This window comes from Promicromonospora vindobonensis (assembly GCF_042685865.1).
Taxonomy (GTDB): Bacteria; Actinomycetota; Actinomycetes; order Actinomycetales; family Cellulomonadaceae; genus Promicromonospora; species Promicromonospora vindobonensis.
The window spans coordinates 1,116,374-1,142,107 of the sequence record NZ_JBHUOG010000001.1 but is presented as its reverse complement, the minus strand read 5'-3'; the positions used below and the strand labels follow the sequence as shown (position 1 = coordinate 1,142,107).

Genomic DNA, 25,734 nt, shown 5'->3' with positions numbered 1-25,734 from the left:
TGCGGTCGGAGATGCTACCGGCTAGAGGCTGGGCGGCCCCTGGCGCACCTTCTCCAGCAGGGATTCGGCAGTGTCCTTGGCGGGATCCCACCAGGACTCGATCCACCAGGTGACGCCGGCGTCGGCCATGGCGCGGGCCTGCTCGGCGGCCTCAGCAGGGTCGGCGGGGAGCTTGCCCTGCAGAATGACGTCGAACGGCCGGTCGGCGCTGTCGTCCTCCGCGCTCCGGTTCGCCTCGTCGGACCGGTGCTCCGTGAGCCAGTCGACCAGTCCGGTGATGTGTTCCGTCGTCAGGTCGTCCGCCGTGCCGCGCAGCTGGGGGACGATCCCGTCCCAGCGCAGCGTGCGCCGCAGGTTCTTGGCGGGCGGCCGCTCCGCGTCCCATACCCCGACGGGCCATACCGGGATCCGGCCGTTGACGGGCCGCTCGGGGAAACGGAACGGGCCGGTACTGATCTGCTTGCCCTCGAACTCGAAGTCTTCTCCCGACCATGCTCGTTCGAGCCAGGCCAGGGTCTCGTCCAGCAGTTCCGCCCGGTCCTTCAGACCCGTGGCCTGACCCGGTACGGAGGTGAAGCCGCGGTCGTCGGTCACACCGACACCGACGGGCAGTACCAGGCGTCCGCCGGACAGGCGGTCCACCGTGAGCGCGCGTTGCGCGAGCTCCCACGGGCGGTGCCTCGGCACGGCGAAGACCATCGCTCCGAGCGCGATGCGCTCGGTCACGACCGCGGCAGCGGCCAGGACCGCGAACGGGTCGTAGACCGGCATGGCCCACTCCCCGTCGAGATTGATCGCGTCCCAGGTGAAGAAGCCGTCCCAGCCGTGCGCCTCGATCTCGCGCGCCAGGCCGACGTGCTGGTCGAGGGTGCCGAAGCTGCTGATGAAACCGAATTTCATGCCATCCTCCGAGAGGTTCAGGGTGCTCGTCCGACGTCATCGACCACGCTACGCCGGACCACTGACACGGCTAGGGTGAGTCGGTGACCAGCGCCGTCGAGAGCACCAAGACCGAGAGCACCAGCACAGTGGAGACCAGCGTCATCGGGAGCGACACCCAGCAGGGCACTGTGGAGATGTGGACCGACGGTGCCTGCAAGGGGAACCCCGGCCTGGGCGGATGGGGCGCGCTGCTGCGCTTCGGCGAGCACGAGAAGGAGCTGTTCGGCGGTGAGAAGGTCACCACGAACAACCGCATGGAGCTCACCGCCGTCGTCGAGGCACTGCGTGCGCTCAAGCGTCCAAGCAAGGTCACCATCCACGTCGACTCGTCGTACGTGATGAACGGTATGAAGACCTGGATCGTCGGCTGGAAGCGCAACGGCTGGAAGACGGCGGCCAAGCAGCCGGTCAAGAACGTCGACCTGTGGCAGGCGCTCGACGCCGAGGTGGCCGAGCACGAGGTCACCTGGGTCTGGGTCAAGGGCCACGCGGGCGACCCGGGCAACGAGCGCGCCGACGTACTGGCCAACCTGGGCGTCGACAGCGTGCGCTGAGCGCGCTGTACGGTCCCTCGCTGACCCCCTCACCGGAGTCGTGGTGGGAACGAGACCGAAGTCACGTCACCGCGATTGGCGCGCACTAATACCCTTGTCTCATGGCTTCCCACTACGACGTCGTACTCCTCGGTGCGGGCCCCGGCGGCTACGTCGCCGCCATCCGCGCTGCCCAGCTCGGTAAGTCCGTTGCGATCATCGAGGAGAAATACTGGGGCGGTGTCTGCCTCAACGTGGGCTGCATCCCCTCGAAGGCCTTGCTCCGCAACGCTGAGCTGGCTCACATCTTCAATCACCAGAAGGACCTCTTCGGCATGACCGGAGACGTCACGTTCGACTTCGGCAAGGCGTTCGACCGCTCGCGTGACGTGGCCGGCGGCCGCGTCAAGGGCGTCCACTTCCTGATGAAGAAGAACAAGATCACGGAGCTCGACGGCCGCGGCACCTTCCGCGACGCGAACACCATCGAGGTGGCCCTCAACAAGGGCGGCACCGAGACGGTGACCTTCGACAACGCGATCATCGCCACCGGTTCCGAGGTGCGTCTGCTGCCCGGCGTCGAGCTGTCCTCGAACGTGGTGACCTACGAGGAGCAGATCCTCACGCGGGAGCTGCCCAAGTCGATCGCCATCGTCGGCGCCGGCGCCATCGGCATGGAGTTCGCCTACGTCCTGACGAACTACGGCGTGGACGTCACGATCATCGAGTTCCTCGACCGTGCGCTGCCGAACGAGGACGCTGACGTCTCCAAGGAGATCGCCAAGCAGTACAAGAAGCTGGGCATCAACGTGCTGACCTCGACCGCGGTCCAGACCGTCAAGGACGACGGCACGTCCGTCACGGTCTCGTACAAGGGCGTCAAGGACGACAAGCCGGGCGAGCTCGTGGTCGACAAGGTGCTCATGGCCGTCGGCTTCGCGCCCAACGTCAGCGGGTTCGGTCTCGAGAACAGCGGCGTGCAGCTCACCGAGCGCGGCGCCATCGCCATCGACGACAACATGCGGACCAACGTGCCGCACATCTACGCCATCGGTGACGTCACCGCCAAGCTCATGCTGGCGCACGTCGCGGAGGCGCAGGGCGTCGTCGCGGCAGAGACGATCGCAGGGGCCGAGACCCAGACCCTTGGCGACTACCGCATGATGCCGCGCGCCACGTTCTGCTCGCCCCAGGTCGCGTCCTTCGGCCTCACCGAGCAGCAGGCTCGCGACGAGGGCTACGACGTGAAGGTGTCGTCCTTCCCGACGATGGCCAACGGCAAGGCGCACGGGCTCGGTGACACCACCGGGTTCGTGAAGCTGGTCGCGGACGCCAAGCACAACGAGATCCTGGGCGCCCACATGATCGGCCCGGACGTCTCCGAGCTTCTGCCGGAGCTGACGCTCGCGCAGAAGTGGGACCTCACGGCGGACGAGGTGGCACGCAACGTGCACACGCACCCGACGCTGTCGGAGTCGGTCCAGGAGACGGTGCACGGTATTGCTGGGCACATGATCAACTTCTGATATGTAGGGCGGTCCTGTCAAGGGCAGGTTGGAACCGTCGGCCGGGCTGGGTGCCTGGTCGGCGGTTCCTTCCTTGTTCCTGGGCCGGTGCCCGCGAAGTGGGTGGCGTGTCTGTTCGACGCGGTGTCGAGTCTGATATGCGCGGGTTGGTTCCGCATGACGGTGGTGTTCGGCGGGGACGGTGGGCACGTGTCTGAGGTCGGGCGTGCCGGCCTTGGTCGGGTCGGTGCTCACAGAAGTGTCGTGGGTCGTCCCGTCACGCTGCTGGCACTCGCGGGTAGGGGTCCAGGGTTTGTCAGCCGTCGAGTGTGGCCAGTGACCAGCACCAGGCGGCGAGTTCTCGGGCGATCGCGGTGTTTGCGACGGTGGTGCGCTTGCCGCGTGTGGTGAAGTGGGTCCAGCGCTTGTGCAGGCGCAGGTTGCCGGCGTGGCCGCGGGCTCGGGCGGCGGGGGTCGCGGCGTCGAACCTGGCTTGCAGGGTGGTTCCGATGCGGTAGGAGGGGCGGTGCTTCCAGGCTGCCTCGATCAGCAGGAGACGGGCGTGGGGGTTGCCGGTCTTGGTGATCGGTCCCAGTGTGCGGGACTGTCCCGAGGAGTGCTCCATCGGAGTCAGGCCGAGGTAGGCGCCGATGGAGGTCCCGGTGAAGCGGTCCCAGTCGCCGATTTCGGCGGCCAGGCTCATGGCTGTGAGGGTGCCGATGCCGCGCAGGCAGCCCAGCGCCGTCACCGTCGCAGCGAACTGGTCGTCACTTGCGAGGGTCATGATCTTGGCGGCGAGGGCTTTCTTGCGCGACTCGGCCAGGAGCACGCCTTGGTGGGCGTCCTCGAACGCGTCCTGCGCGGCAGGTTGCGGCAGACGGACCTGGGCGAGCCACGCGTGGTGGGCTGATCCCCATGTGGTGGGTCCGGAGAAGAGCATGCCGTGGCGCAGCAACAGCTTGCTGGTCCGGTGCCGGGCCGACATCAGGTCGTGGCGGACGTCCTCGTGGGCGCGGGTCAGGTCACGGGCTGCTTCCTGGGACAGGGTCGGGATGCGTACGGCGACGAGGTCGCCGGCTGCCAGGCGACGGGCGAGCAGGGCCGCGTCACGCTTGTCGGTCTTGACCCGGTCCCCGGCGGCGCGGGCGATCTTGGAAGGCGCGGCGACTACGCACCGGATGTCGACCGTCTGAAGCGCACGGGCCAGGCCGTAGCCGGTCGGGCCGGCCTCGTAGGTCACCGCGGCGGTGCCGGCCAGGCTGGTGAGCCAGCCCTGGACGGACTCGTCGTGCGAGGTCAGGCGAGCGGTGCGTAGCTCGCCGGTGGACAGGTCCAGCGCGCACGCGCTGATCGATCGAGCGTGCACGTCCAGCCCGACGGCCCACCGCTCGGTGGGTACGGGGATAGTGTTGGTAAACACAGGGGCCTCCGGGGGTCGACATTGTGACGCCAGGGCACCCGGGCGGTGTCCCGGTAACTCACGACCATGCGCTCCGGAGGCCTCTGCCGACCAGAGGCAACCCGCCTGGCGAGGGATTCCGCCGCTCCCTGCCGATCGTGCCGGACGTGATGGGGTCGGGGCCGGCCGCAGGCCGCCCCGCAGGGGCCGAAGGGCCTTGACACCATCACGGCTGGCACCACCATGGCAGGTCCGGCGGAATCCCGAACCCGCGCACGACCGTCACCTCATACCGTCTGAGACCGGTCTCCCGGTTACTCGGGAGTCGAACCTGGTCAGAGGCCCGGATCCGCGGAATTCCGCGGATCCGGGCCTCTTTGCGTCCTGGGGTGTCGTGGACACCTATGGACGTGAGGAGCCCCGAATTGCCTCCCCGAGAGGCACGCAGGAGGCACGCCGACACGACCAGGAGGGAACCGACGATGGGCACGAAAACCGAGGCACGGCCTCAGAAGCGAGAGGCATGGGCCAGGCTGCGCAAGCTGCCCTCGAAGCGCTGGCAGGCACGTTTTGTGGGTCCGGACGACCAGGTCTACTCGGCGCGGACCGAAGACGACAAGCCGCTGACGTTCCTCACCAAGGGTGATGCGCGCGAGTGGCTCAACGGGGTGCACGCGAAGATCAGCCGGGGGGAGCGGCTCCCGCCTGACGAGGCTGTCCGACGGCGTCGGGCCGCTGCGGACGCCGCAGCCGCGCGGGACGTGACCCTCCGCGAGTACGCCGAGCGGTGGCTGGAGCGCATCGCGACCGAGCCCGGCAAGGGCGGCAAGCTCCGCCGGCCGGGCACGGTGCTCGCGTACCGAGGGCGGGTGCGCAACTACCTCATGGCCCCGCTCGGGGACGTGAAGGTCCGGGAGATCGACACCGAGCGGGTGCGTGCGCTCGTGATCAAGCTCGTCGCCATGCCCTCGGTGCTCAAGGAGGACGCGAAGCACAACGGGATCGCGGGTGACGCCGTCGACGTGCTGAAGATGATCCTCCGGGCGGCGGTGCGTGACGGGCTGCTCGCGAAGATGCCAGACGTGCCGACACCGACCCGGAAGTCCGTGCGGCACGACGACGCCCACACCCCCGAGGACGACGTTGCCACGCCGACTCAGGTAGACGCGCTCTACGAGGCCGTGCCGCAGGCGTGGCGGATCGCCGTGCTGTTCGCGGCGTGGTGCCAGCTTCGGCGCGGGGAGGTGCTGGGGCTGCAGCGGCACGACATCGTCTGGAACCACGACCGGACTGCCGCCACCCTGTTTGTGCGGCGGCAGAAGAACGGGAGCACGGGCAAGCTCACCGACCCGAAGTCGGACAGCGGCCTCCGGTCGATGTCGGTCCCGCCGCTCATGATCGAGCGGCTGCGCGAGCACCTCGACCAGTACGTGGGGCGGGGGCGGACGGCGCCGGTGGTGCCGAGTGTGGCGCGGGGTAACCAGTACCTGTCTGCCTCGCGATGGAACGGCATCTGGGCGGGCGCTCGGGGCGCGGTGGCGGGACTTCCGGACGGCTACCGGTTCCACGACCTGAGGCACACGGGGCTGACCCGGATCGCGCAGGAGGGAGCGACCCTGGCCGAGCTCATGCGTCGTGGTGGGCACTCCGACGTGACGGTGGTGCTGCGGTATCAGAAGGCGACGATGGCCCGGGATATCGAGCTCGCCGCGCGGATGAGTGCGACGGCGGGGGAGGAGATCCGGCTGGAGAAGGAGCGGGCGAAGACCGAAAGGGACAGGCCGCTTGATGCTCGAGTGGCTGGACCTCCCTCGTGAGGAGGTCCAGCCACTGTTGTCGGACGGTGCGCCCTGCCGCGATCGGTCCTGGGTTTCACATGGACCGCGCTGATGGGATCGCGACAACAAGGCTCTGTGTCAGTTCATCGAGGTCGACCCGGATGAGCCGGCCGACTCGGTAGCCAGCGATGGTGCCATCTGCGATTCGGCGGCGGAGCGTTTTGACGGAAACGTGAAAGTGCTCGGCGGCGTCGGCTAGTGGGACCAGGCGAGTGGGATGGGCGGGTGCTGAGTCGGTGTGCGGCATGAGGACTCCTTTCGGGAGCTCCGGCTATGCCACAGGTGTGTAGCGAACTCCGGCGAGTTGCACGAGCTACATCGACTGTTATGGCCGGCGCTTGGGGACCTCTTCGGAAGTGGACCTCGTGCCAGCTCCGTCATCGGTCCAGTCCGTGATGACGATTTGCCCGTCGGCGATCGGAACCTGCGTGGTGATCCAGGCACCAGCACGCTAGGAGTCGCTCTGTTGGTGCTCGCAGAGATCGCCTCCGCGTTGCTCGACGTGTCGCCTGCCACCACTGGGTCCCAGCGGGCAGGCGGGCCAGGGGCGTGGATGTGCGCTCGATCGTGCCTCGCCGCATGCTGACGCGAGCCGTCGGCTAAAGGGTGCCCGCGCCTTCGTCGAAGGCATCTCTGTGTCGTTCGACCTCGGGGAGATGGTCGACGGTCCAGGCACGCAGGATCAGGAAGGGCTCCTCAAGCGTGCGACCCAGCGGCGTGATCCGATACTCCACAGTAAGGGGGCGTTGCGTCAGTACCCGGCGCTCGACGAGGCCGTTGCGTTCCAACCGTCGCAGTGCCTGCGTCAGCGACTTTTGCGTGACCCCATCGAGCTCTCTCTTGAGCTCGTTGAAGCGTCGCGGCTGCCGGCACAACGCGGTCAGCAGCAGCTGACCCCACTTGTCCAGGAGCTGATCCAGGAGCTCACGCTGCGGGCCGACGATGGTCTCGTGACCGGCCCGATCTTCGCGGACATCAGGTTTCCTTGAGGTGCCTGCCATGTGCCAGGTATACCAGAGATACCTTCAACTCCAAGGAATCTCATGACCGAACAGTCCCTGCCCAGCCTCGATGTCAAGCGCCAGGACGGAGTGCTATGGGTCTCGATTGATGCTCCGCCCGTCAACCTGATGACGGCGCAGCTCATGCTCGACCTGGATGCCGTCGCCGCATCGGCCGAGAACGATCCCGATCTGCACGTCATCGTGGTCCAGAGCACCAATCCGGAGTTCTTCCTGGCGCACGGCGACCTGTCGTTCGTGGAGGACCCTGCGACCTACGCCGCCCTCCCGATCGCGGAGGAGACGCTTGTCGGGACGGGCCCGATGATGCGGCTTCACGAACGCTGGCGACGTCTGCCTCAGACCACCATCGCCAAGGTCGCGGGACTCACCCGTGGCGGTGGATCCGAATTCGTCTCCAGCCTGGATCTGCGATTCGCGGCCCTCGAGACTGCGGCGTTCGGCCAGTTCGAGACGCTGATGGGTATCGTCCCTGGAGCCGGTGCAACTGCCCACCTACCCCGCCTCGTAGGTCGTGCTCGCGCTCTCGAGATCGTGCTGACAGGCGGGCTCGTCGACGCGGCGACTGCCGAGCGGTGGGGATGGGTGAACCGAGCTCTGCCCGCCGCAGAACTCGACGCATACGTCGAGTGGGTCGCACTGACCATCGCGACTCTGCCCGACGGCGTCCGCGCCGCGGCTACCGAAGCGATCGACGCGGCCGACGGTCCGCTCGAGGACGCGCTGCGCGCGGAAGACCGCCTGCTCGGCGAGACGTTCACCGCCGCGTCTGGAGAGCTTGCCCGAGCAGCACTGGCGGCTGGAGCTCACACGCGCGAGGTGGAGTTGGACATCGAAGAGGTGCTGCGCGCGAACCTCGTCCGACCTTCATAACGAGTCGTCCTGTACGGGTGGGGTGCAGAGGTGGTCCGTACGGTCCGCTTGGTAATTCGGGCCGAATGACCGTATGGGCTGCCTCCGGCACTTCGAAGACGGCAACCTGGTGGAGCGGAGCCCCACACCCGCCCCGCACTCACTGGGCGGGTGAGTTTGCGCCGTAGCCTGCGACGACACTGCCCGTCACCTCGGAATCCAGGTACGTTTGCGGCATGTCGGACACTCAGCTGACCCTGCCGGAACGGTCGGCGCTGCTCGCACTCATGACCCTGACCCGGGAGGTCTCCAACGCCGGGCTTGTCGACGAGCTGGGTATCACGATCGAGAAGAGGGCGCGGGAGCGCCTGGTCGAGCTGGGTTACATCAGGGCGTGGCAGACGGGCCGGTACCGGGCGTGGATGCACGAGCTCACGGACGAGGGCTGGCGACGCTGTGGGGACGAGCTGGGCAGCCCCGCTCCGAAGGGTGCGCCGAAACCAACACGGCTGCAGTACGCGCTGACCCGCCGGTTCGCAGCCTTCATGGCGCGATCCGATCTGCGTGTCGCGGACATCTTCGCCCTGGATGACGAGCCGACCGTGCCCGCCGTCGACATCACAGATCGGATCCGTGCCGCGTACGCCGCACTGGCTGCCGCGCCAGGTTCCTGGGTCGGCCTTGCGCGGCTGCGGCCCGCCGTCGCCGACATACCGCGTGTCGACCTGGACGCCACCTTGCTGCGTCTGGTCCTGGAACGGGAAGTGCGGCTCGATCCTGAGTTCGACCAGAAGACGCTGACCGCGGCAGACAGGGCAGCCGCGCTGCGCATGGGGGGCACGGACGTGCACCTCATGTCTATCGGGCGCCCATGAGGGAGATCGAGCGCGGCGCACTGACGGAACTGACGAGGGTCAACTGGGCGATCAGCAGGGACGGCGTGTGGGAGGACCCGGAGACCCACGTCGCAGGCCTCAACGGTCCGGCGTTCGGTACGGTCATGGACGGTTTCCACGACGCCAGGGCCAGCTCCGCGGAGAGCCCGCTCGGCGTGGTCGTCACCGGACAGCCCGGTTCGGGAAAGACTCACCTTGTCGCGGCCGTACGGTCGCGGGTCATGGCGGCGGGCGGCTACTTCTTCGCCCTTGACCTGCGCCATGAGCGGGCCTTCTGGCAGAAGGTGGTGCACGACGTGCTCGGCGGCCTGCTGCGACCCGGCCGTGACGGAGTCAAGCAGGGTGAAGCCCTGCGACGGGGCTGTCTCAAAGACTCGATCTGCCCGAACCCCTGCACCGGCATCTCATGGGGCACGACGAACCGACCCGGTCGGGACTCGACGGCATCGTCGAGGCGCTGGACGACGTCGACCAGCAGCTCGCCTTCGAATGTGGACACACACTGCGAGCCCTGACGCTGCTGGCCAGCAGGTCGCTGGCGATCAGAGAGGTCGGCAGCGCCTATCTACTGTCGGCGGAAGACGAGCTGGTGGTAGGCGAACGGGCCCAATGGGGTATTCGCGCCGCCTCCAGGAAGCCGCACGAGACGGTCGGTGAGCTCTTCAAGCTGATCGCGCTCACCGGGCCGAGCGTGATCGCACTGGATCAGATCGACACGCTGATCCAGCAATCGGATCGAGCGGCCGACGGCGCCGCGTCCGAGGAATCTGACACTGAACCTGAATCGCTGGGACTGCCCAGGAAGCAGATGTTCGACGACGTCGGCAGCGGGCTCATGGAGCTGCGCGAGGTCACTCGTCGGACATTGGTTCTGGTTGCCTGCACGGAGCCGGTCTGGAAGCGAATCCACCAACATTCGCTGGGCTCCGTCGAGCAACGGTTCCGCCATGCAGAGCAGCTCCACACCATCCCGGAGCCGGCGGTCGGGCGGACGCTCATCGAAAGGCGGTTCGCGCTCAAGTTCGGCCAGGTCGGATTTACCCCGCCCTATCCAACCTGGCCGGTACGGCCGGAAGCGTTCGCCGACTCCGGCCAGTTCACTGCTCGCGGCCTCATCCGCCAGATCGACACTCACCTTCGGGCATGCCTGGGCGCGAACCACGTCGTCGAGCTGACCAGCCTTGCCGAGCCGAGTGGCAACGACACGCCCACGCCGCGACCGGGGCCTGCATCGTTGCCGTCAGATCAGGGTGCGTTCACCGAGATCGACGAGCAGCTGACCGCCTTGGTGAACGATACGGGCGTGATCGCGGACGTCGCGAAGTCGCTCGACCCGAAGCAGGAGGACCAGCACGTACCGCGCCTGATCCGTTCAGCGTTGAAGTGGTGGATCGTCGAACAGGGTGAAGAACACCTGCGTTATGTGCTGCCTCTGGAGACGATGGCTGCCGGAAATCCTGCCCTGCACGCTGAAGTGCACCGGATCATCGACGAGGACACCGAAGACAAGATCTACTGGTCGTTCCGGGCGATCGGGTGGCGAGACGGGCGGGCGGTCATCAATCGGATCGACCGGGTCCTGATCGCCACGGGGCTTGACCCATCGGCGCAGAAACGCAAAGTTTTCCTGTTGCGCACCGGTGAGTGGTCGAACGGCAACAAGACCCGGCAGAAGGTCCAGGAGTTCGAGGCAGCCGGCGGGGTCGTGATCGAGCTGTCGAGGGAGACGCTGGAGACCGGACTTCGCACGTTCGCGGCCTTGGAGCGACTCGCCGGTACCCAGCCGCAGGCCCGGTTCAGGGCATGGTTGCTCAGCCGCCGTCCGGCCGGACGCACCGCGCTCCTGCGCGCGGTGTTCGGCGATCCGCGGGACGACCCGGAACCGCCGCGTCCTGAAGCCGGACCGGTACCCACGCCGCAACCGTCCGACGCAACCTTGCCGTTCGCTGCCCCCGACACCACCGACCCGGTGGTGGCTGCTCCGGGCCAGGCGGCAGCGGACCCGTTGACGCTGCACGTGGGTGACCGGATGGACACCGGCGCGCCGGTGACGATCAACCTGGAGTCGCTGCGGAAGCACACGGCGATCTTCGCCGGGTCCGGATCGGGCAAGACGGTGCTGATCCGCCGGCTGGTCGAGGAGTGCGCGCTGCGTGGCGTGTCGGCGATCGTGCTCGACCCCAACAATGACCTGGCGCGGCTTGGCGACCCGTGGCCGCAGCCACCGGATGCTTGGGGACCCCATGACGCGGCCCGCGCCGACGACTACCTTCGCAACACCGATGTCGTGGTCTGGACGCCCCGCCGGGAATCCGGTCGGCCGCTGGCGTTTCGCCCGCTGCCCGACTTCGCCGCGGTCGCCGACGACCCGGACGAGTTCCGCCAGGCCGTCGACACGGCCGTCGCCGCGCTCGCACCGCGTGCACGCGCCGACGGCCCGACTGCGAAGGCCGAGCGGTCACGGGCAGTTCTCAACCAGGCACTGCAGTACTTCGCACGCAAGGGCGGCGAAGGGCTCAGCCACTTCTTGGATCTGCTCGGTGACCTGCCCGATGGCGTGACGCGACTGGCCAAAGCACGTGAGATGGCCGCGGACATGGCGCAGACCTTGCGCGCAGCCACGATCAACGATCCGTTGTTCGGCGGGGTCGGTGAACCGGTGGACCCCGGCGTGCTGCTCACCCCCGAGGAGGGGAAACGTGCCCGGATCTCGGTGATCAGCCTGATCGGCCTGCCTACCGAGGAGCAACGGCAGAGCTTCGTCAACCAGCTCCAGATGGCTCTGTTCGCCTGGATCAAGCGGAACCCTGCCGGGGACCGGCCGCTCGGTGGACTACTGGTCATGGACGAGGCGCAGACCATCGCTCCGTCCGGTTCGCTGACCGCGAGCACGCACAGCACCCTCGCGCTGGCCTCGCAGGCCCGCAAGTACGGACTCGGCCTGGTGTTCGCCACGCAGGCGCCACGCGGTATCCACAACCGGATCTCCGGCAACGCGGCCACGCAGCTGTTCGGGTTCCTCAACAGTCCGCCGCAGATCGCGGCTGCCAAGGAGATGGCAGCCGCGAAGTCCAGTGCGGTACCAGACATCTCCCGGCTGGGCACCGGTGAGTTCTACGCCGTTGCCGAAGGACTGGCATTTCAGAAGATTCGCACCCCCATCTGCCTGAGCTACCACCCGCCGAGCCCGCTGACCGTCGAAGAGGTCATCGACCGCGCCCGGCAGGTGTGAGGCCCGCACACGAGAGGGAGAGAGGGACCCACCGTGGAGAGAGTGATCCAGAGTCTGCTCGAGGCCTTCCAGCAGGACCAGGACCTGACCGAGCTGCCGGAGCCGGAGGCGTTCGAGGCGTTCGCCGCCTACTGCGTGCTCAACTCGTACTACAACGAGCCGTTCAACCCCGACACGTACCGCACGGGCGGGGGCAACGACCTCGGCATCGATGCCTACGCGGTGCTGATCGACGGGCAGATGTACCGGGAGCCGACGGACGTCCAGGTGGCGATGCAGGAACGCAGGCGGCCCCAGGTGCAGGTGGTGATCATCCAGGCCAAGACCAGCAGCAAGTTCGAGACCAAGGTGATCTCGGACCTCGCGGAGAATCTTGGCCACCTGTGTGGGGCGGAGACCATCCCGTACGAGGTGTCGGACGACGTGAAGGGCCTCCGCGAATGCCTGGACGCCGTGTACCAGGACCCCGCACGGCTGGCCGGCCGGCTGCCGGAGCTGCACGTCCGTTATGTGACCACCGGTGATCAGATAGCGGAGATGGTCCACCGCAAGGCGCGATCGGCCGAGAGGCTTCTGGGCAGGCTCAACCGGTTCGAGACGGTCGAGGTGCGCTGTGTGAACCGGCCGGAGCTGCGCGCGCTGTACCAGCAGGCGATCAGCACCGTCGAGGTCACCGTGCCGGTGCCGAAGCAGTTCGCGATGCCGACGGCTCCGGGTGTCGAGCAGTCGTTCGTGGGACTGGTCGGCGCTTCGGAGCTGGTCCGCACCGTGCTGGAGGACGACTCGGGAAAACTGCGGGAGAACCTGTTCGAGAGCAACGTCCGGGCCTTCCAGGGATACAACGCCGTCAACAGCGGCATACGAGACACCCTGCGGGACCCGGTCAAGCGGCAGAGGTTCGCCGTGATGAACAACGGCATCACCATCGTGACCCGGAAGATGAACCGGGTCGGCGACGACTTCGTGCTGGACGACTTCCAGATCGTCAACGGATGCCAGACCTGCCACGTGCTGTTCCACGAACGCGATCAGCTCACCGACCAGGTGTACGTCAGCGTCCACATCGTGCACTCGAAGGACGAGGACGTGATTCAGGGCATCGTGGCCGCGACCAACCAGCAGACTCCGGTCAGTGCTGAGGACCTGGCCGCGCGGCAGGACTTCCACAAGCAGCTGGAAGACTTCTTCACCCTCGGCTGGGACAAGCCGCACCGGCTCTTCTACGAACGTCGCGCGAAGCAGTACAGCGAGCGCAAGGACGTGGAGAAGACCCGGGTCATCAGCCGTCCTCAGCTCAGCCGCGCGTACCTGGCGATGTTCATGGACGAACCGTCTCGTGTGGGCCGCTACCAGGAGCTGATGAAGGCGCGTGGCGCGGAGTTGTACGCCGCTGACCAGCAGCCGATCCTCTACTACACGGCCGCGGCGACCTGGTACCGGCTGGAGTGGCTGATCCGCAACCAGCGCGTGAACCGTGGCTACCGGCCCACCCAGTACCACCTGATGGCGCTGATCCGACAGAAGCTGCTCGGATCGGGGGCCGTGCCGACCCACGACAAGGCGGTCACGAAGGCGTGCACCCGCATTCTCGACGTGGTCTGGGACGCGGAGGCCGCGGAAAAGCTGGTCGTCCACGAGCTGCTGCCCGTGATCCAGCGGGCCATCGATGCCGAACGGGAGGCCGGGGTGCCATTGGGCGAGGCGGTACGCAACGAGCGGTTCGCCGAGCGAGCCCGCAGGGAGCTGACCGGCAGCACCGGTCGCTGAGAACTCGACGGTGATCACGTCGGTGGTTGACGTCGTCGTTGGCGCCCGACCTATCGTGTTCGTGGGCGGGAGGCATGCGTGGTCTGGATGCCCGTCCTTACGCGAGGGGGGCGCTGATGGCTGGTCTATGGGGTCGGAAGTCTCGTGCGAAGTGCTGGAAGCGGGGCCTGTGGGGAAGCACGACGAAGGGTCGTAGCAAGAACCTGGCCAAGGGAATGTGGGGGAGTAGCAAGCGTCGGAAGCGTTGGGGCCTGTGGTGAACGAGTGCGGCGAAGGGCTTGAGTCAAGCGACCGGTAGCGAGGTGGCCGTTGGGCCGCAGTACCGCAGGGCCGTATTGGCCAGCGTCGACGTGGCTGCGCTGATCTGAATGGACTTCCTTGATCCGGTAGGGCTCAGGAGGCCTTGAGGAACTCAGGGCGGATGACCTTGCGCAGCGCCTCGGTCACCGCGTTCAGGTCGATCGGTCCAGATGCCGGGCGCGTGGAGCTGTCGAGCTGTTCGAGGATGGCCAGACGAGCCATGGTCGAGACAGGCAGGTCTTTCTCAGCTGCGGCGGCGACCAGGCGCTGATACTGCCGGTCGGTCAGGCGCACGGACAGCACTCGCGGGGCGGCGCCATCACCCTGCCGAACGCCAAGGGCGCCTTCGGGCAGTGGGTCGTGCCGACGGGCCTCGGACTCAATGGAGACCTCGGTCAGCAGCTCCTCGATCGGCGTCTTCTCACTCATCACAGCCCCTCCTTCTTGCTCGCGTCGTTGTTCTCGTTGTCGGCCGGGGGCCGAGTCTGGTCCTGATAGCGGCGTTGGTCGGAGCTATTGGATTGCCACGCGTTCGCGCCCCACACGGTAGTCCCCTCAGTCACGGTGATGACCGTGACCACAAATCCAGCTGTTTCCGACCAGCCGATCGTCCGGTCGGACTGGCCCTTCTTTGAGGCCGGGTCCGGCCTGAAGGCCACCGCCTGTGGATCGGTGAACGCCTCGTCGGCCCACTCCGGCTCGATGTTCGTCTCCCCGGACGACTCCTTCCTGGTCGACCTGGTGCGGATGTAGTCGGCCCGGTGCTTCCAGTTCGGCGTCACGGCCGGATCTGGTTCTTGCTGCCCCTGCTCCTGGTTCACGTAGTTGAATCTACTACGTCAACGGACTGGCTGCCCGATTTCTTCCTCGTGCGAGTAGGTCGCTGATGGCTGGACCTGTGACGTCCGAGTCTCGGACGACGGCCTGGCCTCAGCGCTGCAGAGCCGTCCTGGCCAGGGCCGACGCGACCGCGCTGATCTGGCTCCGTGGTCGACGTCCTGCTGGCGGTTCGGCGATGTTCACGAGGATGTCGTGGACGTTGGCCTCGTAGTGGAGGACGTCGTATCTGGCGATCGGCCGACCGTCGTCGTACTGGTAGCCGAGGTTGGTCAGGTGGGTGGCGATCCGGTCCAAGGGGAGTTCTCCGTCGGGCGTGATGGCCGCATAGGCGAGCATGAGCAGGTCGGCATCGACGACAGACCGATCGCGCTCGTGTGGCGGGGTGATCGATGCGGCGAGGTGCTCGAAAAGCACCGCGGGCCGGTCGCGTGCCGCGGCGCCGGCACGAGTGAGGTGCAGCGCTCCCTTGTACTTGCGCAGCAGCCGGAGGCGCTTGACCAGCGACTCTCGGAACGCCGCGACCGGGTAGGTGAGGTCTTCCCGGTTGGCTTTGCCGATCCAGTCCGACATCGCGGGGATCAGGGTGGCGGCCTCTTCCACGACTGCCGGTCGGAGGTAACCCGCCGGGGTGAGGGGGATGCCGCCGTCCCGGCCTGGTCGAGGAACCACAGGTGGGCGCTGAGCGCGGTCCTGAGGTCGTCGTCGGACGGCTTTTCCGGTGAGTCCGGGAGGGCGGCGAGCCGGGCGCCGAGCTCGGCGCCCTCGCTGGTGATCGAGAGCATGTTCACCAGCTCCAGCAGACGCGGGTGCACGTCACGGGCGCGGAGCGCGTACCAGGGCCGACCGAGCTGCTCGTTCACCTCGGCGGGCTCGAACCGGTCAGGGTCCTCGACCAGAGCAGCGAGGCCGTCGTTCATGTACTCGAATCGTGAGTCTTCCGGTGGAGCGGCGCGCCTTCCGTCCACGCACACCGCTGGGGGAGTACCCGGCTCCGCGGGCAGGACCTTCTCCAGTCGGAGCCGGAGCTGCCAGTCGTCGCCGTAGTCGTACACGTACCGCAGGACGTCACCGGGGTCGTTCAACACCTGGTCGAGGCGGACCTGTTCCTCCGGGGTTCCTTCCTCCTCACCCTCGGCGACGTCGAACGGGCACAGGAAGAGCTGGGCGTCGCGGTCCCATACGCTGCCGCCGAGCGTGAACCGGTGCAGGTGCGAGTCCTCCCACCCGAAGGCGTCCTGGATGATCTGGTGCACGACGTCGAGCGTGAGGTCGGCCCGCAGGTTCAACCGACGCCAGATCGGTGGCTGCGCATCGTCAAGGTCGATCCGGATCTGGAGCACGGCGGGGGAACTGTGCGGCGTCGCGGAGGGTGACGTGGTGTCGTGATCGTCGCTCACCCGGCCACGGTACCGACCGCATTGGATCCGACAAATGCAGCGGTACAGGCCGTCCACGATGGACTCATCGGTGAGCTTCGCAATAGGTGATGTGAAGCCTCGCAGGTGGATTGCGGTGGTTGTATCGCAGCGTTCGTCCGATGTCGATCTCTGCGCAGCAGTGAGCGTCGGGAGTTCGGGCCATGTGCGCGTGGCCGTCCTCGGCAAGTTCCCGCACCTGGTTGGAAGCCAGCTCGAAAGCGGGGCGGCTCCCGATCACGAACAGTGTGTCGGCGGCGGTCTCCCACAACAAATGGTCGTGGAAGGTGTCGTGCCATCGGCGGTCATGATCTGACCGCGTGATCTTGGGGAACGGCTGTGCGGGGAGCCGAACCGTGTGCGGAGTCCATGTGGTAGCCCGGCCGCGAAGTTCTTTCCACTGTGCCGCCGGGAAGCGGAGGCTGTGGTGCAGCAGCACCAGGTCAGAAGCTCGCCCATCGTTCCCGGACCCGCATTCATCGGTGGCCTGGCGCAGCGGCAGATGGATCAGACTGTTCGGGGAGCGGGCTGCGAGCCACCATGCGCATGCGATCTCGAGCGCGGCGGCCTCGTCGACGACTATCTCTGGAGCTCCGCGTCCGCCGCCGTCGTACAACGGGGCGTGAGCCTTCGGGAAGGCCGGCCGGAGCACGCGGTACGACTTGCCGCCCAGCGTGACGGTGCTGACGAGGGTGCGCCATCTCTGTCCCGCGAGCTTCATGCGTCGCCTCGCAGCCCGGCGGCGAACGCGACGCGACTCTTGCGCCATGTCTCGGGCCACACCAGCGGAAGCAGGGCGATGAGCTGATCTCGCTGTAGCTCGGTGGGCTGAGCGAACTGCGGAATGGTGACGTTGCGGCCGAGCGTGGCGAGATCCGGGTCGTGGTCGAGCAGGATCTCCAGGTCCGCAATCGTCTCGTGCCAGCCGCTGCGGTTGCGCTTGAGCCACCAGGCCCGACGGCGGAGGTCCGGGTCCAGAGACGACGTCAGCGGGAGCAGGTCGGCGTCCGACCACGCGGCAGGCATCTCGAGCAGAACCTCGGAGGCGAGCCGTGCGACACGGTTGGTGCCGCTCCGCAGAACCTCGACCAGCAGCGGGGCGTCTGCAGGAACCGCGCGGCCGATCAGGAGTCGAAGTCCGGCCTTCTTCAGCGGCGGCTCGGTGCTACGGACCAGGTCGAGCGCTGCCTCGCGGTCCACCATGCCGCCGGCCTCGACCAGGCCACGGTAGGCACGGGCACGCACCGCCGGCGCTCCTGAACCACGTGCGACATCCTGATACGCCAAAAGCGCGTCCCGACCCTGCTCCTGATACCGCTGCTGTGCCCACATCCGGACCAGAACGCCAGTATCGACCAGCAAACGCTCCACGTCTGCGGGATCGAGCAGGTCAGCAGACAGGCGGACGAGCCCAAGTACCCGGCTCTCGGCCGACCGGTCGTGCAGGAGGGCTGAGGCCACGACGTCGGGTCCAGCCCGGTCGGCGATGGCGTGCGCCAGGAGGCTCTGGACGATGCGGTCGTGCTCGCGCGGCAGCGCGGCGACGGCGTCGCCGACACTCAGCAGCTCATTGGTCAGACTGTGCTGGAAGGCGGTGCGACGGACTCCGGGCGTCGTCGAGCCGCGCAGGCGCGACCAGAGTGCCGCTTCTCCGTGAACCCCAGCGAGCGCGTGCAGGTACAGGGGTAGGGCTTCGGCGCCTCGGGTGCGTTCCTCGATGAGGTGCAGGACGGGCACGATCTGGTCCGCCTGGGTCAGTGACGTCCTGCGGAGTACAGCCCTGGTGGCTGCCTCTCGGACGGGCCGGACATGATCTGTGACGCGGACGGCGAGCATACGGTCGGCCACCGGGGCATCGGTTCGCGAGAGGATGCCGACGGCGGTCTCCCGAACTCGTCCGTCGCCGTGCATGCTCGCGAGGGCAGCGCCGAGGTGGCCGGACGCGCTGAGTGTTCCGCTCTTCCAGAAGCGGGCCGTTCCCAGCGCGTCGCGGTGCCGCCAGAACCGTGCCGTGCGGTCGATCCGAAGCAGTTCGCGCGCCGACGTGAGCAGCAGCCAGTCCTCGATCTCCGCCAGTGGACCTGGTGCACGTGAGAGCACGGCAGCTGCGCCGTCTGTGAGGCGGTCAGCGATCTCGGCGGTTGCTAGCACGCCGCACATGATGTCAACGGCCAGGAGCGGCGGACGAACGAATTACCAGCAGTCGTCAGTAGGGCCAGGCTCGCTACCAAGCCGTGACTGGCGCCGGAACGTTTGTGCAGGTCGTATGGTCCTGCCACATTGGCGGAACCATAATTGTCCCGTTGTCCACGCGGCCCCCGCCGGCGGCCGTTTCGCTTGTCGTGCACGAGTTCTCGCAGGTCACACGGTCGTGCCAAATTGGCACCACCGTCGATGTCCGTGTTGTCCCGGGGGCTCGTCTGGGGTTCTGACGGTCGCCGCCCCCGTACCACTTGATGTCCCCACCGGGGCGCTGTTGGAGTGGGGGACATGGGCGTGACCAGGAAGAACGGACGTCCCCCAACTCGTGCAAATTCGGGTACCCGGAATGAAGACTGTCCGGGTTTCTCCGTCCGGCTCGGCCGGGCTGACGGCGTGGCGGCACGCGCGGGCATCCGTGGTTCGGCTGAGTCGGCGGCGATTTGCGTCCATGCGTTGATGGTGGCGAACGAGCGCACGCTCTGCGCACACCACCCGGGCGCACACCCGCTGGTGTGCGGGGCGTATCAGCAGGTCAGAGGGCGCACACTAGTTCCTTCCTCGTTGCGGGCCGCTTCGCCGCGGCGTGCCGCAACGAGGCTGATGGTGTCCAACCCGACGTGCGCCGAACGAGCGTCGAAGCCAGCCGCAGGGGCGGATCGGTGTTCATGCCGACACGCTGACACATGGCCGACACTCTGGACACGCCATGGTTCTTCGCCTACGGATTCAGGCGCACGATGTGTCGAGTGAGATCGGACCGGGTGAGCAATGCTTCGCACCTGAACCGATCGGGTCATGCACGCACGCCGAACTCATCGTGTCCGCCGACTGGCTCGCGCCGGGCCGTCGCAATGATCGTGACTGCCGCCGCAGGGGCCTGGAAGGATGCGCGACATGGAGACGGTGACGTTGTCGCGGCCGACGGGTCCGAAGGAGCTGGCGCTTGTAGAGGCCTCGGGGTGGCGGGCGTGGCCGCCGCGCCTGACCGATCAGCCGATCTTCTACCCGGTGCTGAACGAGAACTACGCGACGCGGATCGCCCGGGACTGGAACGTCAAGCACTCCGGCGCCGGGTTCGTGACGCGGTTCGAGGTGCGCAAGGAGTTCTTGGACCGGTACGAGGTCCAGCAGGTCGGTGGGGCGACGATCCTGGAGTACTGGATTCCGGCCGAGGACCTGATCGAGCTCAACGCGAACATCGTCGGAACGATCGACGTCGTCGCGGAGTACCGATGAACGCCCGGTTTCCGTGCTCGTGCTGTGGGCATCTGGTGTTCGACGAACCGCCGGGGTCGCATGCGATCTGCGGGATCTGCTTCTGGGAGGACGACGTAATTCAGCTGCGATGGCCCGACTGGACGGGCGGGGCGAACGGCCCGTCTCTGATCGAAGCGCAGCAGCTGTACGCGGAGCTCGGCGCGATGGAGCCCCGGTTCATCCGTTTGGTGCACGAGCCGACCGACGACGAGCCGCTCGATGCCGACTGGCGCGCGATCGATCTGACGATCGACTCGTTCGAGCCCAGAGACGTCATCGAGCGTCCATGGCCGAAGGACGGCACCACGCTGTACTGGTGGCGCCCCACGTTCTGGCGCCGTGAGCTGGTCTACGAGACCTGACGGCCAGCACAGAGGCAGGGGCCGGTCCTGCTCGGTGGCGGGGCCTGGGTAACTGTCGACCCCAAGTGTGTGTTCGTCACAGAAACGGGTGAGGACGGCAGCACCCGTGCCACTGTCGGGGCGCCGGCGACAGCCGGAGAGCGCTCGGAGAGTTCGGCGGCAGCGCTGCGATCTTCTCCAGGTCCTCCGTGACCTCCTCCATCGTCGCTCAGGCTGACGAGGCCGATATGGGACTATTCGCCCACGAGGACAAGGGGTGGCGCCGTGCGTGGTCCTGACTTCGAACACCCCGAGGAATCGGTCGACATCGTGACGATCGTGCTGCTGCACGACTCCATGGATGCTGACGTCGCGCGGAAGACGGCTGCCACGGTGGTGTGGACCGAGCTGCCGATGAGGTTCGACGTCCTCGCGATCGAGTACCAGGGTGAGACCCGAGAGATCGAGTACGAGTCGCTGGCGAACGAGCCCGGGCCGCGGCCTGCCGGCCTCGACGACACGAGCGTCGGAGACCACATGGCTGGTGTGGGGAACGTCCTGGTTGTCGCCGGAGGAATCGCTCTCCTGGTCCTCCTTATCGTGGCTGCCCCCATTGTTGTACTGGGCCGAAGGAACCTCAGGAAGAGGGTGCAGCGCTCCGCGTCAGGGCGTGGCCATCTCCGAGGCGAGCACTCCGGCGCTGGACCGTCGGAATGACCTCGACGTGCTGAGGCTGCGGCAAATGCCTCGCGGCCAACGCGCGTCCGGTGTCATCGTGGGCCGATGAGCGAGCTACTGGTGCGGCCCGCGGTCCTCGATGACGCCGAGGCGATCACCGTCGTGCACCACACCTCCTGGGTGGAGACCTACTCCGATCTGCTCCCGGTCGAGCACTGGGAGCGTGCGACATCCGAAGGAGGCAGAGCCGCTTGATGCTCGAGTGGCTGGACCTCCCTCGTGAGGAGGTCCAGCCACTGTTTTCGGACGGTGCGCCCTGCCGCGATCGGCCCTGGATTTCACATGGAACGCGCTGACGGGATCGCGACAACAAGGCTCTGTGTCAGTTCATCGAGGTCGACCCGGATGAGCCGGCCTACCCGGTAGCTGGCGATGGTGCCATCGGCGCTGAACACGTGGCTCGACCAAGCCCGCGCCGCCGATCTGCCCCACCCGCACTGGGGTCAAGTGTCCGATCTGCGTAGGGCACCTCACCCTCCTGCTGGCCCGTGTGAGTAGCTGTTGCGAGGGCGCAGGAGTGCTACCACGACTGTGGCCGCTGCGGCGCAGATTGCGCCGATAACGATTTGGGCGGTGAGCCAGGCGTTGCTGACGGTGGCGGTGAGGTCTTCGCGTTGTGTGGGGATGTTCCCAGTGACCAGGCGGCCAGCGAGTTCAGGGTCGTTGGTGCTGATGGTGGCCAGGGCGGCGAGGACTGAGCCGAGGAGTGCCATGGTGATGGTCGTCGAGGCGCCGCGGACGGTGTTGATCATGCCAGCGGCCAGGCCGTGTCGGTCGGGGTCGACTTGGTTCATGGCCTGTGCGTCAACAATTCCGGTTCCTATTCCCAGTCCGAGGCCGACCGTGAGCATCGGGGCGATCAGGTCCACGGGAGCTGCCTGGGGTGTGAGCATCACCCCCAGCCAGGCGTTCCCTGCAGCAATCATTGCCAGGGCGAGGCCGATGAGAAGTCGCACTGAGACGACACTGCTGAGTTGACCCACGAGAAGGGGCAGCACCAGCATCGGCACGATTGGGGTCAACAGCATCAACCCTGATTCGGCTGGCGACAGGCCCATCACCCCGTGCAGGAAGCTGGGGAGGTGGGCGAGTAGCCCGCCGTAGCCGATCGCGATCGTGGCCAGGGAGAGGAGCCATGCCACGAAATGGCGGTTGCGGAGTAGGTCGAGGTCGAGCAGCGGGGACGCCGCGCGGGGTTCGACTCGAGCCAGCCCGAACAGGCAGGCCGCCGAGATGACGAGGCCCGCAAGCGTGATCGGGTGGCCCCACCCGCGTGTGGGTGCGCCGGCGATGGCCAGCATCAGGCTGCACAAACCGGCAACCACCAGCATCGCGCCGGGCCAGTCGATGGCGGTGGGGTCCGCGCGCCGCGACTCCGGCAAGCCCATAGAACCGAGGATCAGCAGGCCACCGGCCAGCGCAAACGTCACGAAGCCGGCTCGCCATCCCAGGTGCTGGATCAGGAGTCCAGTCAGGGGCGGTCCCACCGCCAGGCCGAGCGCGGCGCTGGTGCCGATCGCGGCGAACATCTTGTTGCGCGCCGCGCCGGTGAATGTCGCGGCCGCGGTGGCGGCACCTGCGGCCATGATCGCAGCGGCACCAGCGCCGCAGATGATCCGTGCGGACAACAGCACCGGAATCGAGGGCGCCAGGGCGGCGACCACCCCGCTCACGGTGTAGACCACCGCGCCGACCCGGTAGACGCGGCGGCGTCCGAGGTTGTCGGCTACCGCCCCGATCACGAGCATCAACGAGGAAGCAGCCAGGAAGTACCCGGTCACCACCCATGACGTCGCTGAGCCACCCACTTCCAGGTCTGCGCCGATCTCGGGGACTGCGACGCTCGCGCCCGACATCGACATGGGCAGGGCCAGGTATCCCAGCAGGATCACTACGACGACCAGGCCCGGACGCACCCGCGTCGAGGTCCGGGTACTGAGCACGGACGGTGTCTGGGTCATGCCCGCACCGCAGCAGCGTCTCGGACCGAGGCCATCGCCTCGGCCCAGGTCACCACCTGATGCAAGGTTGTGGAGAGGTCGTCTGCATGCCGTGCGTCCGGGGCGAATCGTCCTGTGGTGGCGGGGTCGGTGGGGTCGGTGCCTTCGTAATCGAAGTCGGTGAATGTCGAGAGCGCGACCTGGTGGCGTACGTCGGCCAGCTGCAACTCGCCGGCGATGCCGCGCATCTGCTCCACCGCGCGCACCCCGCCGTTGATGCCGTAGCTGATGAAGCCGACCGACTTGTTGTTCCACTCCGCGAACAGGTAGTCGATCGCGTTCTTCAGCGGCCCCGGCACACCGTGGTTGTACTCGGCGAGGACGAACACGAACCCGTCGAAAGAGTCGATGGCCCGTGACCAGGCGCGGGTGTGCTCGTGCTCGTAGACGCCCCACATGGCCGGTGCAGGCTCGTCGAGGACGGGCAAGGCGAAGTCGGCGAGATCGACCAGCTCGAACTCGATCCCCGCCGGCGCGTGGTCAACGGCATGGCGGTATGCCCACTCGGCCACCGCCGCGCCTCGACGGTGGGTGCGGCTGCTGCCGAGGATGATCGCGATCCGAACCATCAGAACCTCCAAGTAAAGTACAACGCTTCCTGTACCTGTAAGGTAGACACATGCCTCCACTTCAGTCAAGCCAACGCGGTCCGCAAAAGCGCCAATCCATCCTTGAGGCCGCATTGCTCGTGTTCGCACACGACGGGTACAGCCGGGCCAGCATCGATGCGATCGCCAGCCGTGCGGCGACCTCGACCCGGACGATCTACAAGTACTTCCCAACCAAGCAGGACCTGTTCCGTGCCGTGATCGAGCTGAGCAGCGCGCGGATCGCCGAGAGACACCTCGCCCTGATCCGCGATCACCTCTCACCACCAACGGCCCCCGCGGAGGGGCTCACCGCCTTCGCCCGCGCGATTGTCGGCCTCGGCGATGCAGACGATGCCGGTGAATGGAGAGTTCACGAGGCGCTGCTGCGACACCTCAACGCCGACCTCGATAACCTCCCCGAGGACCTGGTCAGCACCTGGCTCGACACCGGCCCTAGACCGGTCGCCGCCGCGCTCGCCGCACGCCTGCAGCACTGGGCCGACACAGGAGAGCTCACCTTGACGGACCCGGACCTAGCCGTCGCCCTCTTCGGGCGACTGATCACCCCACGAGCCCTGCCCGGAGACAGTCCCGCCGACCTCGAGGACTGCGAACGCTGGGTCAGCGCGGCGATCGACGTCTTCCTTCACGGCTACAGCCCGACCGGCAAGCCGGCAAACCAAGGAGGCGCTCATGACGCCTAATGACCCGTGTGACCTCCAGTGAAAGGAGTGGTGGCTCCGTCGTAGGCGAGACGGAGTCTGTGATGTCTCACGACATCGTGGACAGTTTTTATCTCGGGCAGTGGCTCATCCGGTCTCGTCTTCGGGCGGGGCCGGGTGGGTCCTGGGGCCGGCGTAGCCGGTTGTGGGGGCGGGCGTAGCGGCGTAGCTGCTGCCCGGTCAGGGTCTGGGTGATCGTGACGGTCGTGGTGGTGTAGGTGATCGTGACGGATGTGCCGGCGTGCCGGGTGCCGACGTGGAACTCGGTGCCGTGTCCGTTGGCTCGTCCGGCCTGTCCCACTGTCAAGCCCCGGGTTTGGTGGAGAGTGGGTTAACTGGTTTTCAGGGGTGCGGTGACTGGTCGGGTCATCGCGTGTAGGGCTTCGTGCTCGGCGGGCGGGATGTGTCCGAGCTCGCCGTGCAGGCGCCGGTTGTTGTGCCAGTCGATGTACTCGACGGTCGCGATCTCGAGGTCGTCCAGGCCGCGCCACGGCCCCTTGTTACGTACGAGCTCGGCCTTGAACAATGAGTTGAACGCCTCGGCCATCGCGTTGTCATACGAGTCGCCCTTCGAGCCGACCGACGCGACCGCGTCGGCCTCCGCGAGGCGCTGGGCATAGCGAATCGCACGGTATTGGACTCCTCGGTCGGAGTGGTGCGTCAGCCCGGCCAGGTCCGCGCCGGCGCCCTGACGACGCCAGATCGCCATCTGCAGCGCGTCCAACGCCAGATCCGTATACAGCGACGTAGCGACCTGCCACCCGACGACCATGCGGGAAAACACGTCCAGCACGAACGCGGCATACACCCAGCCGACCGAGGTGCGGACATACGTAATGTCGGCGACCCACAGCTGGTTCGGCTGCTCGGCGGTGAAGTCACGTTCGACCAGGTCACCTGGCCTGCCGGTCTCCGCCGCAGGCCGGGTCGTGCGCGGCGACCTGTCCCGTACGCCTTGTGGGCGTAGTAGGTCGACGGTGCGATCTGCGCAGGCGTCCCCTGAAGGGCCCGCAGGACCGGCTGGACACCGTGAGTGACCTTCTCCTGGTCGACGAACTCGACCTTCACCGTGACGGACGGTCCAGCTCCGCCGCGAAGAAACTCGCCGCGGACTTCAAGATCTGGTTCGCCCGCCGCAGTTCACGGTTCTCACGCTCCAGCTCCGCGACCCGCGCAGCCTCCGCGGTCGTCGGACCCGGCCGTAGGCCCTCGTTCCGCTCCGCACGCGACACCCAGGTCCGCAACGCCTCAGGATGCCCACCAAGCTGGTCCGGCCGAAAGTCGTAGGCGCCTGCGGCCTACGTCGCCGGGACGGTTGAGATCCCTGCCGGTGACGGCCACGA

Annotated in this window: 25 protein-coding genes and 2 pseudogenes; 13 read left to right on the top strand and 14 right to left on the bottom strand. The window is 67.2% G+C overall.

The annotated features are described in order from the left end of the window. Window positions 1-21: 21 nt before the first annotated feature. Entirely contained in the window at window positions 22-900 is an 879-nt protein-coding gene (locus ACFS27_RS05375) for an LLM class flavin-dependent oxidoreductase (protein WP_377180812.1), read from the bottom strand. 176 nt (window positions 901-1,076) lie between these two features. On the opposite strand from ACFS27_RS05375, the gene rnhA reads away from it, so the two are divergent. Beyond that, window positions 1,077-1,496 (top strand): ribonuclease HI, encoded by a 420-nt coding sequence (rnhA, locus tag ACFS27_RS05370; protein ID WP_377183609.1) that lies wholly within the window; start codon window positions 1,077-1,079, stop codon window positions 1,494-1,496. A 101-nt stretch (window positions 1,497-1,597) separates the two neighbouring features. Continuing rightward, window positions 1,598-3,001, top strand: coding sequence for a dihydrolipoyl dehydrogenase (gene lpdA, locus ACFS27_RS05365; RefSeq protein WP_377180811.1), 1,404 nt, complete (start codon window positions 1,598-1,600; stop codon window positions 2,999-3,001). Between the two features lie 295 nt (window positions 3,002-3,296). Here the strand turns inward: lpdA and ACFS27_RS05360 are convergent, their stop codons facing one another. Continuing rightward, a complete protein-coding gene (locus ACFS27_RS05360) occupies window positions 3,297-4,400 on the bottom strand; it encodes an IS110 family transposase (protein WP_377180810.1) in 1,104 nt (367 codons plus the stop codon). A 461-nt stretch (window positions 4,401-4,861) separates the two neighbouring features. On the opposite strand from ACFS27_RS05360, the gene ACFS27_RS05355 reads away from it, so the two are divergent. Further along, on the top strand, window positions 4,862-6,196 hold the full coding sequence (locus ACFS27_RS05355) for a tyrosine-type recombinase/integrase (RefSeq protein WP_377180809.1): 1,335 nt from the start codon (window positions 4,862-4,864) through the stop codon (window positions 6,194-6,196). Between the two features lie 55 nt (window positions 6,197-6,251). Here ACFS27_RS05355 and ACFS27_RS05350 read toward each other — a convergent pair whose 3' ends face one another. Both ACFS27_RS05350 and ACFS27_RS05345 read right to left on the bottom strand, forming a co-directional pair. After that, window positions 6,252-6,464: a helix-turn-helix domain-containing protein gene (locus tag ACFS27_RS05350; protein ID WP_377180808.1), complete on the bottom strand. Its 213-nt coding sequence runs from the start codon at window positions 6,462-6,464 to the stop codon at window positions 6,252-6,254. A gap of 352 nt (window positions 6,465-6,816) precedes the next feature. Further along, window positions 6,817-7,218 (bottom strand): winged helix-turn-helix transcriptional regulator, encoded by a 402-nt coding sequence (locus ACFS27_RS05345; protein WP_377180807.1) that lies wholly within the window; start codon window positions 7,216-7,218, stop codon window positions 6,817-6,819. Window positions 7,219-7,260: 42 nt separating this feature from the next. Between ACFS27_RS05345 and ACFS27_RS05340 the strand changes: the two genes are divergently transcribed. The 5 genes from ACFS27_RS05340 (at window position 7,261) to ACFS27_RS05320 (ending at window position 13,986) form a co-directional block, all read left to right on the top strand. Continuing rightward, on the top strand, window positions 7,261-8,112 hold the full coding sequence (locus ACFS27_RS05340; RefSeq protein ID WP_377180806.1) for an enoyl-CoA hydratase/isomerase family protein: 852 nt from the start codon (window positions 7,261-7,263) through the stop codon (window positions 8,110-8,112). 215 nt (window positions 8,113-8,327) lie between these two features. After that, the gene (locus tag ACFS27_RS05335; RefSeq protein ID WP_377180805.1) at window positions 8,328-8,966 is read left to right on the top strand and encodes a hypothetical protein; all 639 of its coding nucleotides are present in this window, start codon (window positions 8,328-8,330) and stop codon (window positions 8,964-8,966) included. Beyond that, window positions 8,963-9,502, top strand: a complete 540-nt coding sequence (locus ACFS27_RS05330; protein ID WP_377180804.1) for a hypothetical protein — start codon at window positions 8,963-8,965, stop codon at window positions 9,500-9,502. The genes ACFS27_RS05335 and ACFS27_RS05330 overlap by 4 nt, the downstream gene beginning before the upstream one ends. Then, the gene (locus ACFS27_RS05325; protein ID WP_377180803.1) at window positions 9,394-12,219 is read left to right on the top strand and encodes an ATP-binding protein; all 2,826 of its coding nucleotides are present in this window, start codon (window positions 9,394-9,396) and stop codon (window positions 12,217-12,219) included. The genes ACFS27_RS05330 and ACFS27_RS05325 overlap by 109 nt, the downstream gene beginning before the upstream one ends. A 42-nt stretch (window positions 12,220-12,261) precedes the next feature. Further along, entirely contained in the window at window positions 12,262-13,986 is a 1,725-nt protein-coding gene (locus ACFS27_RS05320) for an AIPR family protein (RefSeq protein WP_377180802.1), read from the top strand. 393 nt (window positions 13,987-14,379) lie between these two features. Here the strand turns inward: ACFS27_RS05320 and ACFS27_RS05315 are convergent, their stop codons facing one another. From ACFS27_RS05315 to ACFS27_RS05290, 6 genes are all read right to left on the bottom strand, one after another. Further along, window positions 14,380-14,715: a hypothetical protein gene (locus tag ACFS27_RS05315; protein WP_377180801.1), complete on the bottom strand. Its 336-nt coding sequence runs from the start codon at window positions 14,713-14,715 to the stop codon at window positions 14,380-14,382. Next, the gene (locus tag ACFS27_RS05310) at window positions 14,715-15,107 is read right to left on the bottom strand and encodes a hypothetical protein (protein ID WP_377180800.1); all 393 of its coding nucleotides are present in this window, start codon (window positions 15,105-15,107) and stop codon (window positions 14,715-14,717) included. The genes ACFS27_RS05315 and ACFS27_RS05310 overlap by 1 nt, the downstream gene beginning before the upstream one ends. Window positions 15,108-15,216: 109 nt before the next feature. Further along, complete coding sequence (locus ACFS27_RS05305) at window positions 15,217-15,696, bottom strand: hypothetical protein (protein WP_377180799.1); 480 nt, start codon at window positions 15,694-15,696, stop codon at window positions 15,217-15,219. An 8-nt stretch (window positions 15,697-15,704) separates the two neighbouring features. Next, window positions 15,705-16,523 (bottom strand): plasmid pRiA4b ORF-3 family protein, encoded by an 819-nt coding sequence (locus tag ACFS27_RS05300; RefSeq protein WP_377180798.1) that lies wholly within the window; start codon window positions 16,521-16,523, stop codon window positions 15,705-15,707. Window positions 16,524-16,587: 64 nt separating this feature from the next. Then, window positions 16,588-17,262 carry a hypothetical protein gene (locus ACFS27_RS05295; protein WP_377180797.1) on the bottom strand — a complete coding sequence of 225 codons (675 nt, stop codon included), beginning with the start codon at window positions 17,260-17,262 and terminating at the stop codon, window positions 16,588-16,590. Then, a complete protein-coding gene (locus ACFS27_RS05290; RefSeq protein ID WP_377180796.1) occupies window positions 17,259-18,692 on the bottom strand; it encodes a hypothetical protein in 1,434 nt (477 codons plus the stop codon). The genes ACFS27_RS05295 and ACFS27_RS05290 overlap by 4 nt, the downstream gene beginning before the upstream one ends. A 945-nt stretch (window positions 18,693-19,637) precedes the next feature. Here ACFS27_RS05290 and ACFS27_RS05285 point away from each other — a divergent pair. The 4 genes from ACFS27_RS05285 (at window position 19,638) to ACFS27_RS05270 (ending at window position 21,274) form a co-directional block, all read left to right on the top strand. Further along, window positions 19,638-19,979: a hypothetical protein gene (locus ACFS27_RS05285; RefSeq protein ID WP_377180795.1), complete on the top strand. Its 342-nt coding sequence runs from the start codon at window positions 19,638-19,640 to the stop codon at window positions 19,977-19,979. Next, window positions 19,976-20,362 carry a CPCC family cysteine-rich protein gene (locus ACFS27_RS05280; protein WP_377180794.1) on the top strand — a complete coding sequence of 129 codons (387 nt, stop codon included), beginning with the start codon at window positions 19,976-19,978 and terminating at the stop codon, window positions 20,360-20,362. The genes ACFS27_RS05285 and ACFS27_RS05280 overlap by 4 nt, the downstream gene beginning before the upstream one ends. 264 nt (window positions 20,363-20,626) lie before the next feature. Beyond that, on the top strand, window positions 20,627-21,058 hold the full coding sequence (locus ACFS27_RS05275) for a hypothetical protein (protein ID WP_377180793.1): 432 nt from the start codon (window positions 20,627-20,629) through the stop codon (window positions 21,056-21,058). 66 nt (window positions 21,059-21,124) lie between these two features. Continuing rightward, window positions 21,125-21,274, top strand: a complete 150-nt coding sequence (locus ACFS27_RS05270) for a hypothetical protein (RefSeq protein WP_377180792.1) — start codon at window positions 21,125-21,127, stop codon at window positions 21,272-21,274. 275 nt (window positions 21,275-21,549) lie between these two features. Here ACFS27_RS05270 and ACFS27_RS05265 read toward each other — a convergent pair whose 3' ends face one another. Both ACFS27_RS05265 and ACFS27_RS05260 read right to left on the bottom strand, forming a co-directional pair. Next, a complete protein-coding gene (locus ACFS27_RS05265; RefSeq protein ID WP_377180791.1) occupies window positions 21,550-23,040 on the bottom strand; it encodes an MFS transporter in 1,491 nt (496 codons plus the stop codon). After that, window positions 23,037-23,708, bottom strand: coding sequence for an NADPH-dependent FMN reductase (locus ACFS27_RS05260; protein ID WP_377183607.1), 672 nt, complete (start codon window positions 23,706-23,708; stop codon window positions 23,037-23,039). Before ACFS27_RS05260 ends, ACFS27_RS05265 begins: the two co-directional genes overlap by 4 nt. On the opposite strand from ACFS27_RS05260, the gene ACFS27_RS05255 reads away from it, so the two are divergent. Then, complete coding sequence (locus tag ACFS27_RS05255) at window positions 23,699-24,373, top strand: TetR/AcrR family transcriptional regulator (RefSeq protein WP_377180790.1); 675 nt, start codon at window positions 23,699-23,701, stop codon at window positions 24,371-24,373. The two genes, ACFS27_RS05260 and ACFS27_RS05255, sit on opposite strands and share 10 nt — an antisense overlap. Window positions 24,374-24,722: 349 nt before the next feature. Here the strand turns inward: ACFS27_RS05255 and ACFS27_RS05250 are convergent. Together ACFS27_RS05250 and ACFS27_RS05245 are read right to left on the bottom strand one after the other, a co-directional pair. Beyond that, window positions 24,723-25,334 (bottom strand): annotated as a pseudogene (locus ACFS27_RS05250) (IS3 family transposase); the annotation flags it as partial. 121 nt (window positions 25,335-25,455) lie between these two features. Continuing rightward, window positions 25,456-25,647, bottom strand: a pseudogene (locus ACFS27_RS05245) (transposase); the annotation flags it as partial. Window positions 25,648-25,734 lie beyond the last annotated feature (87 nt).

What these genes read in the sequence shown, in the direction of transcription:
- ACFS27_RS05375 (WP_377180812.1), bottom strand. Translation starts at nt 900, where the DNA reads ATGAAATTCGGTTTCATCAGCAGCTTCGGCACCCTCGACCAGCACGTC.
- rnhA (WP_377183609.1), top strand. Translation starts at nt 1,077, where the DNA reads ATGTGGACCGACGGTGCCTGCAAGGGGAACCCCGGCCTGGGCGGATGG.
- lpdA (WP_377180811.1), top strand. Translation starts at nt 1,598, where the DNA reads ATGGCTTCCCACTACGACGTCGTACTCCTCGGTGCGGGCCCCGGCGGC.
- ACFS27_RS05355 (WP_377180809.1), top strand. Translation starts at nt 4,862, where the DNA reads ATGGGCACGAAAACCGAGGCACGGCCTCAGAAGCGAGAGGCATGGGCC.
- ACFS27_RS05350 (WP_377180808.1), bottom strand. Translation starts at nt 6,464, where the DNA reads ATGCCGCACACCGACTCAGCACCCGCCCATCCCACTCGCCTGGTCCCA.
- ACFS27_RS05345 (WP_377180807.1), bottom strand. Translation starts at nt 7,218, where the DNA reads ATGGCAGGCACCTCAAGGAAACCTGATGTCCGCGAAGATCGGGCCGGT.
- ACFS27_RS05340 (WP_377180806.1), top strand. Translation starts at nt 7,261, where the DNA reads ATGACCGAACAGTCCCTGCCCAGCCTCGATGTCAAGCGCCAGGACGGA.
- ACFS27_RS05335 (WP_377180805.1), top strand. Translation starts at nt 8,328, where the DNA reads ATGTCGGACACTCAGCTGACCCTGCCGGAACGGTCGGCGCTGCTCGCA.
- ACFS27_RS05330 (WP_377180804.1), top strand. Translation starts at nt 8,963, where the DNA reads ATGAGGGAGATCGAGCGCGGCGCACTGACGGAACTGACGAGGGTCAAC.
- ACFS27_RS05325 (WP_377180803.1), top strand. Translation starts at nt 9,394, where the DNA reads ATGGGGCACGACGAACCGACCCGGTCGGGACTCGACGGCATCGTCGAG.
- ACFS27_RS05315 (WP_377180801.1), bottom strand. Translation starts at nt 14,715, where the DNA reads ATGAGTGAGAAGACGCCGATCGAGGAGCTGCTGACCGAGGTCTCCATT.
- ACFS27_RS05305 (WP_377180799.1), bottom strand. Translation starts at nt 15,696, where the DNA reads ATGTCGGACTGGATCGGCAAAGCCAACCGGGAAGACCTCACCTACCCG.
- ACFS27_RS05295 (WP_377180797.1), bottom strand. Translation starts at nt 17,262, where the DNA reads ATGAAGCTCGCGGGACAGAGATGGCGCACCCTCGTCAGCACCGTCACG.
- ACFS27_RS05285 (WP_377180795.1), top strand. Translation starts at nt 19,638, where the DNA reads ATGGAGACGGTGACGTTGTCGCGGCCGACGGGTCCGAAGGAGCTGGCG.
- ACFS27_RS05280 (WP_377180794.1), top strand. Translation starts at nt 19,976, where the DNA reads ATGAACGCCCGGTTTCCGTGCTCGTGCTGTGGGCATCTGGTGTTCGAC.
- ACFS27_RS05270 (WP_377180792.1), top strand. Translation starts at nt 21,125, where the DNA reads ATGAGCGAGCTACTGGTGCGGCCCGCGGTCCTCGATGACGCCGAGGCG.
- ACFS27_RS05265 (WP_377180791.1), bottom strand. Translation starts at nt 23,040, where the DNA reads ATGACCCAGACACCGTCCGTGCTCAGTACCCGGACCTCGACGCGGGTG.
- ACFS27_RS05255 (WP_377180790.1), top strand. Translation starts at nt 23,699, where the DNA reads ATGCCTCCACTTCAGTCAAGCCAACGCGGTCCGCAAAAGCGCCAATCC.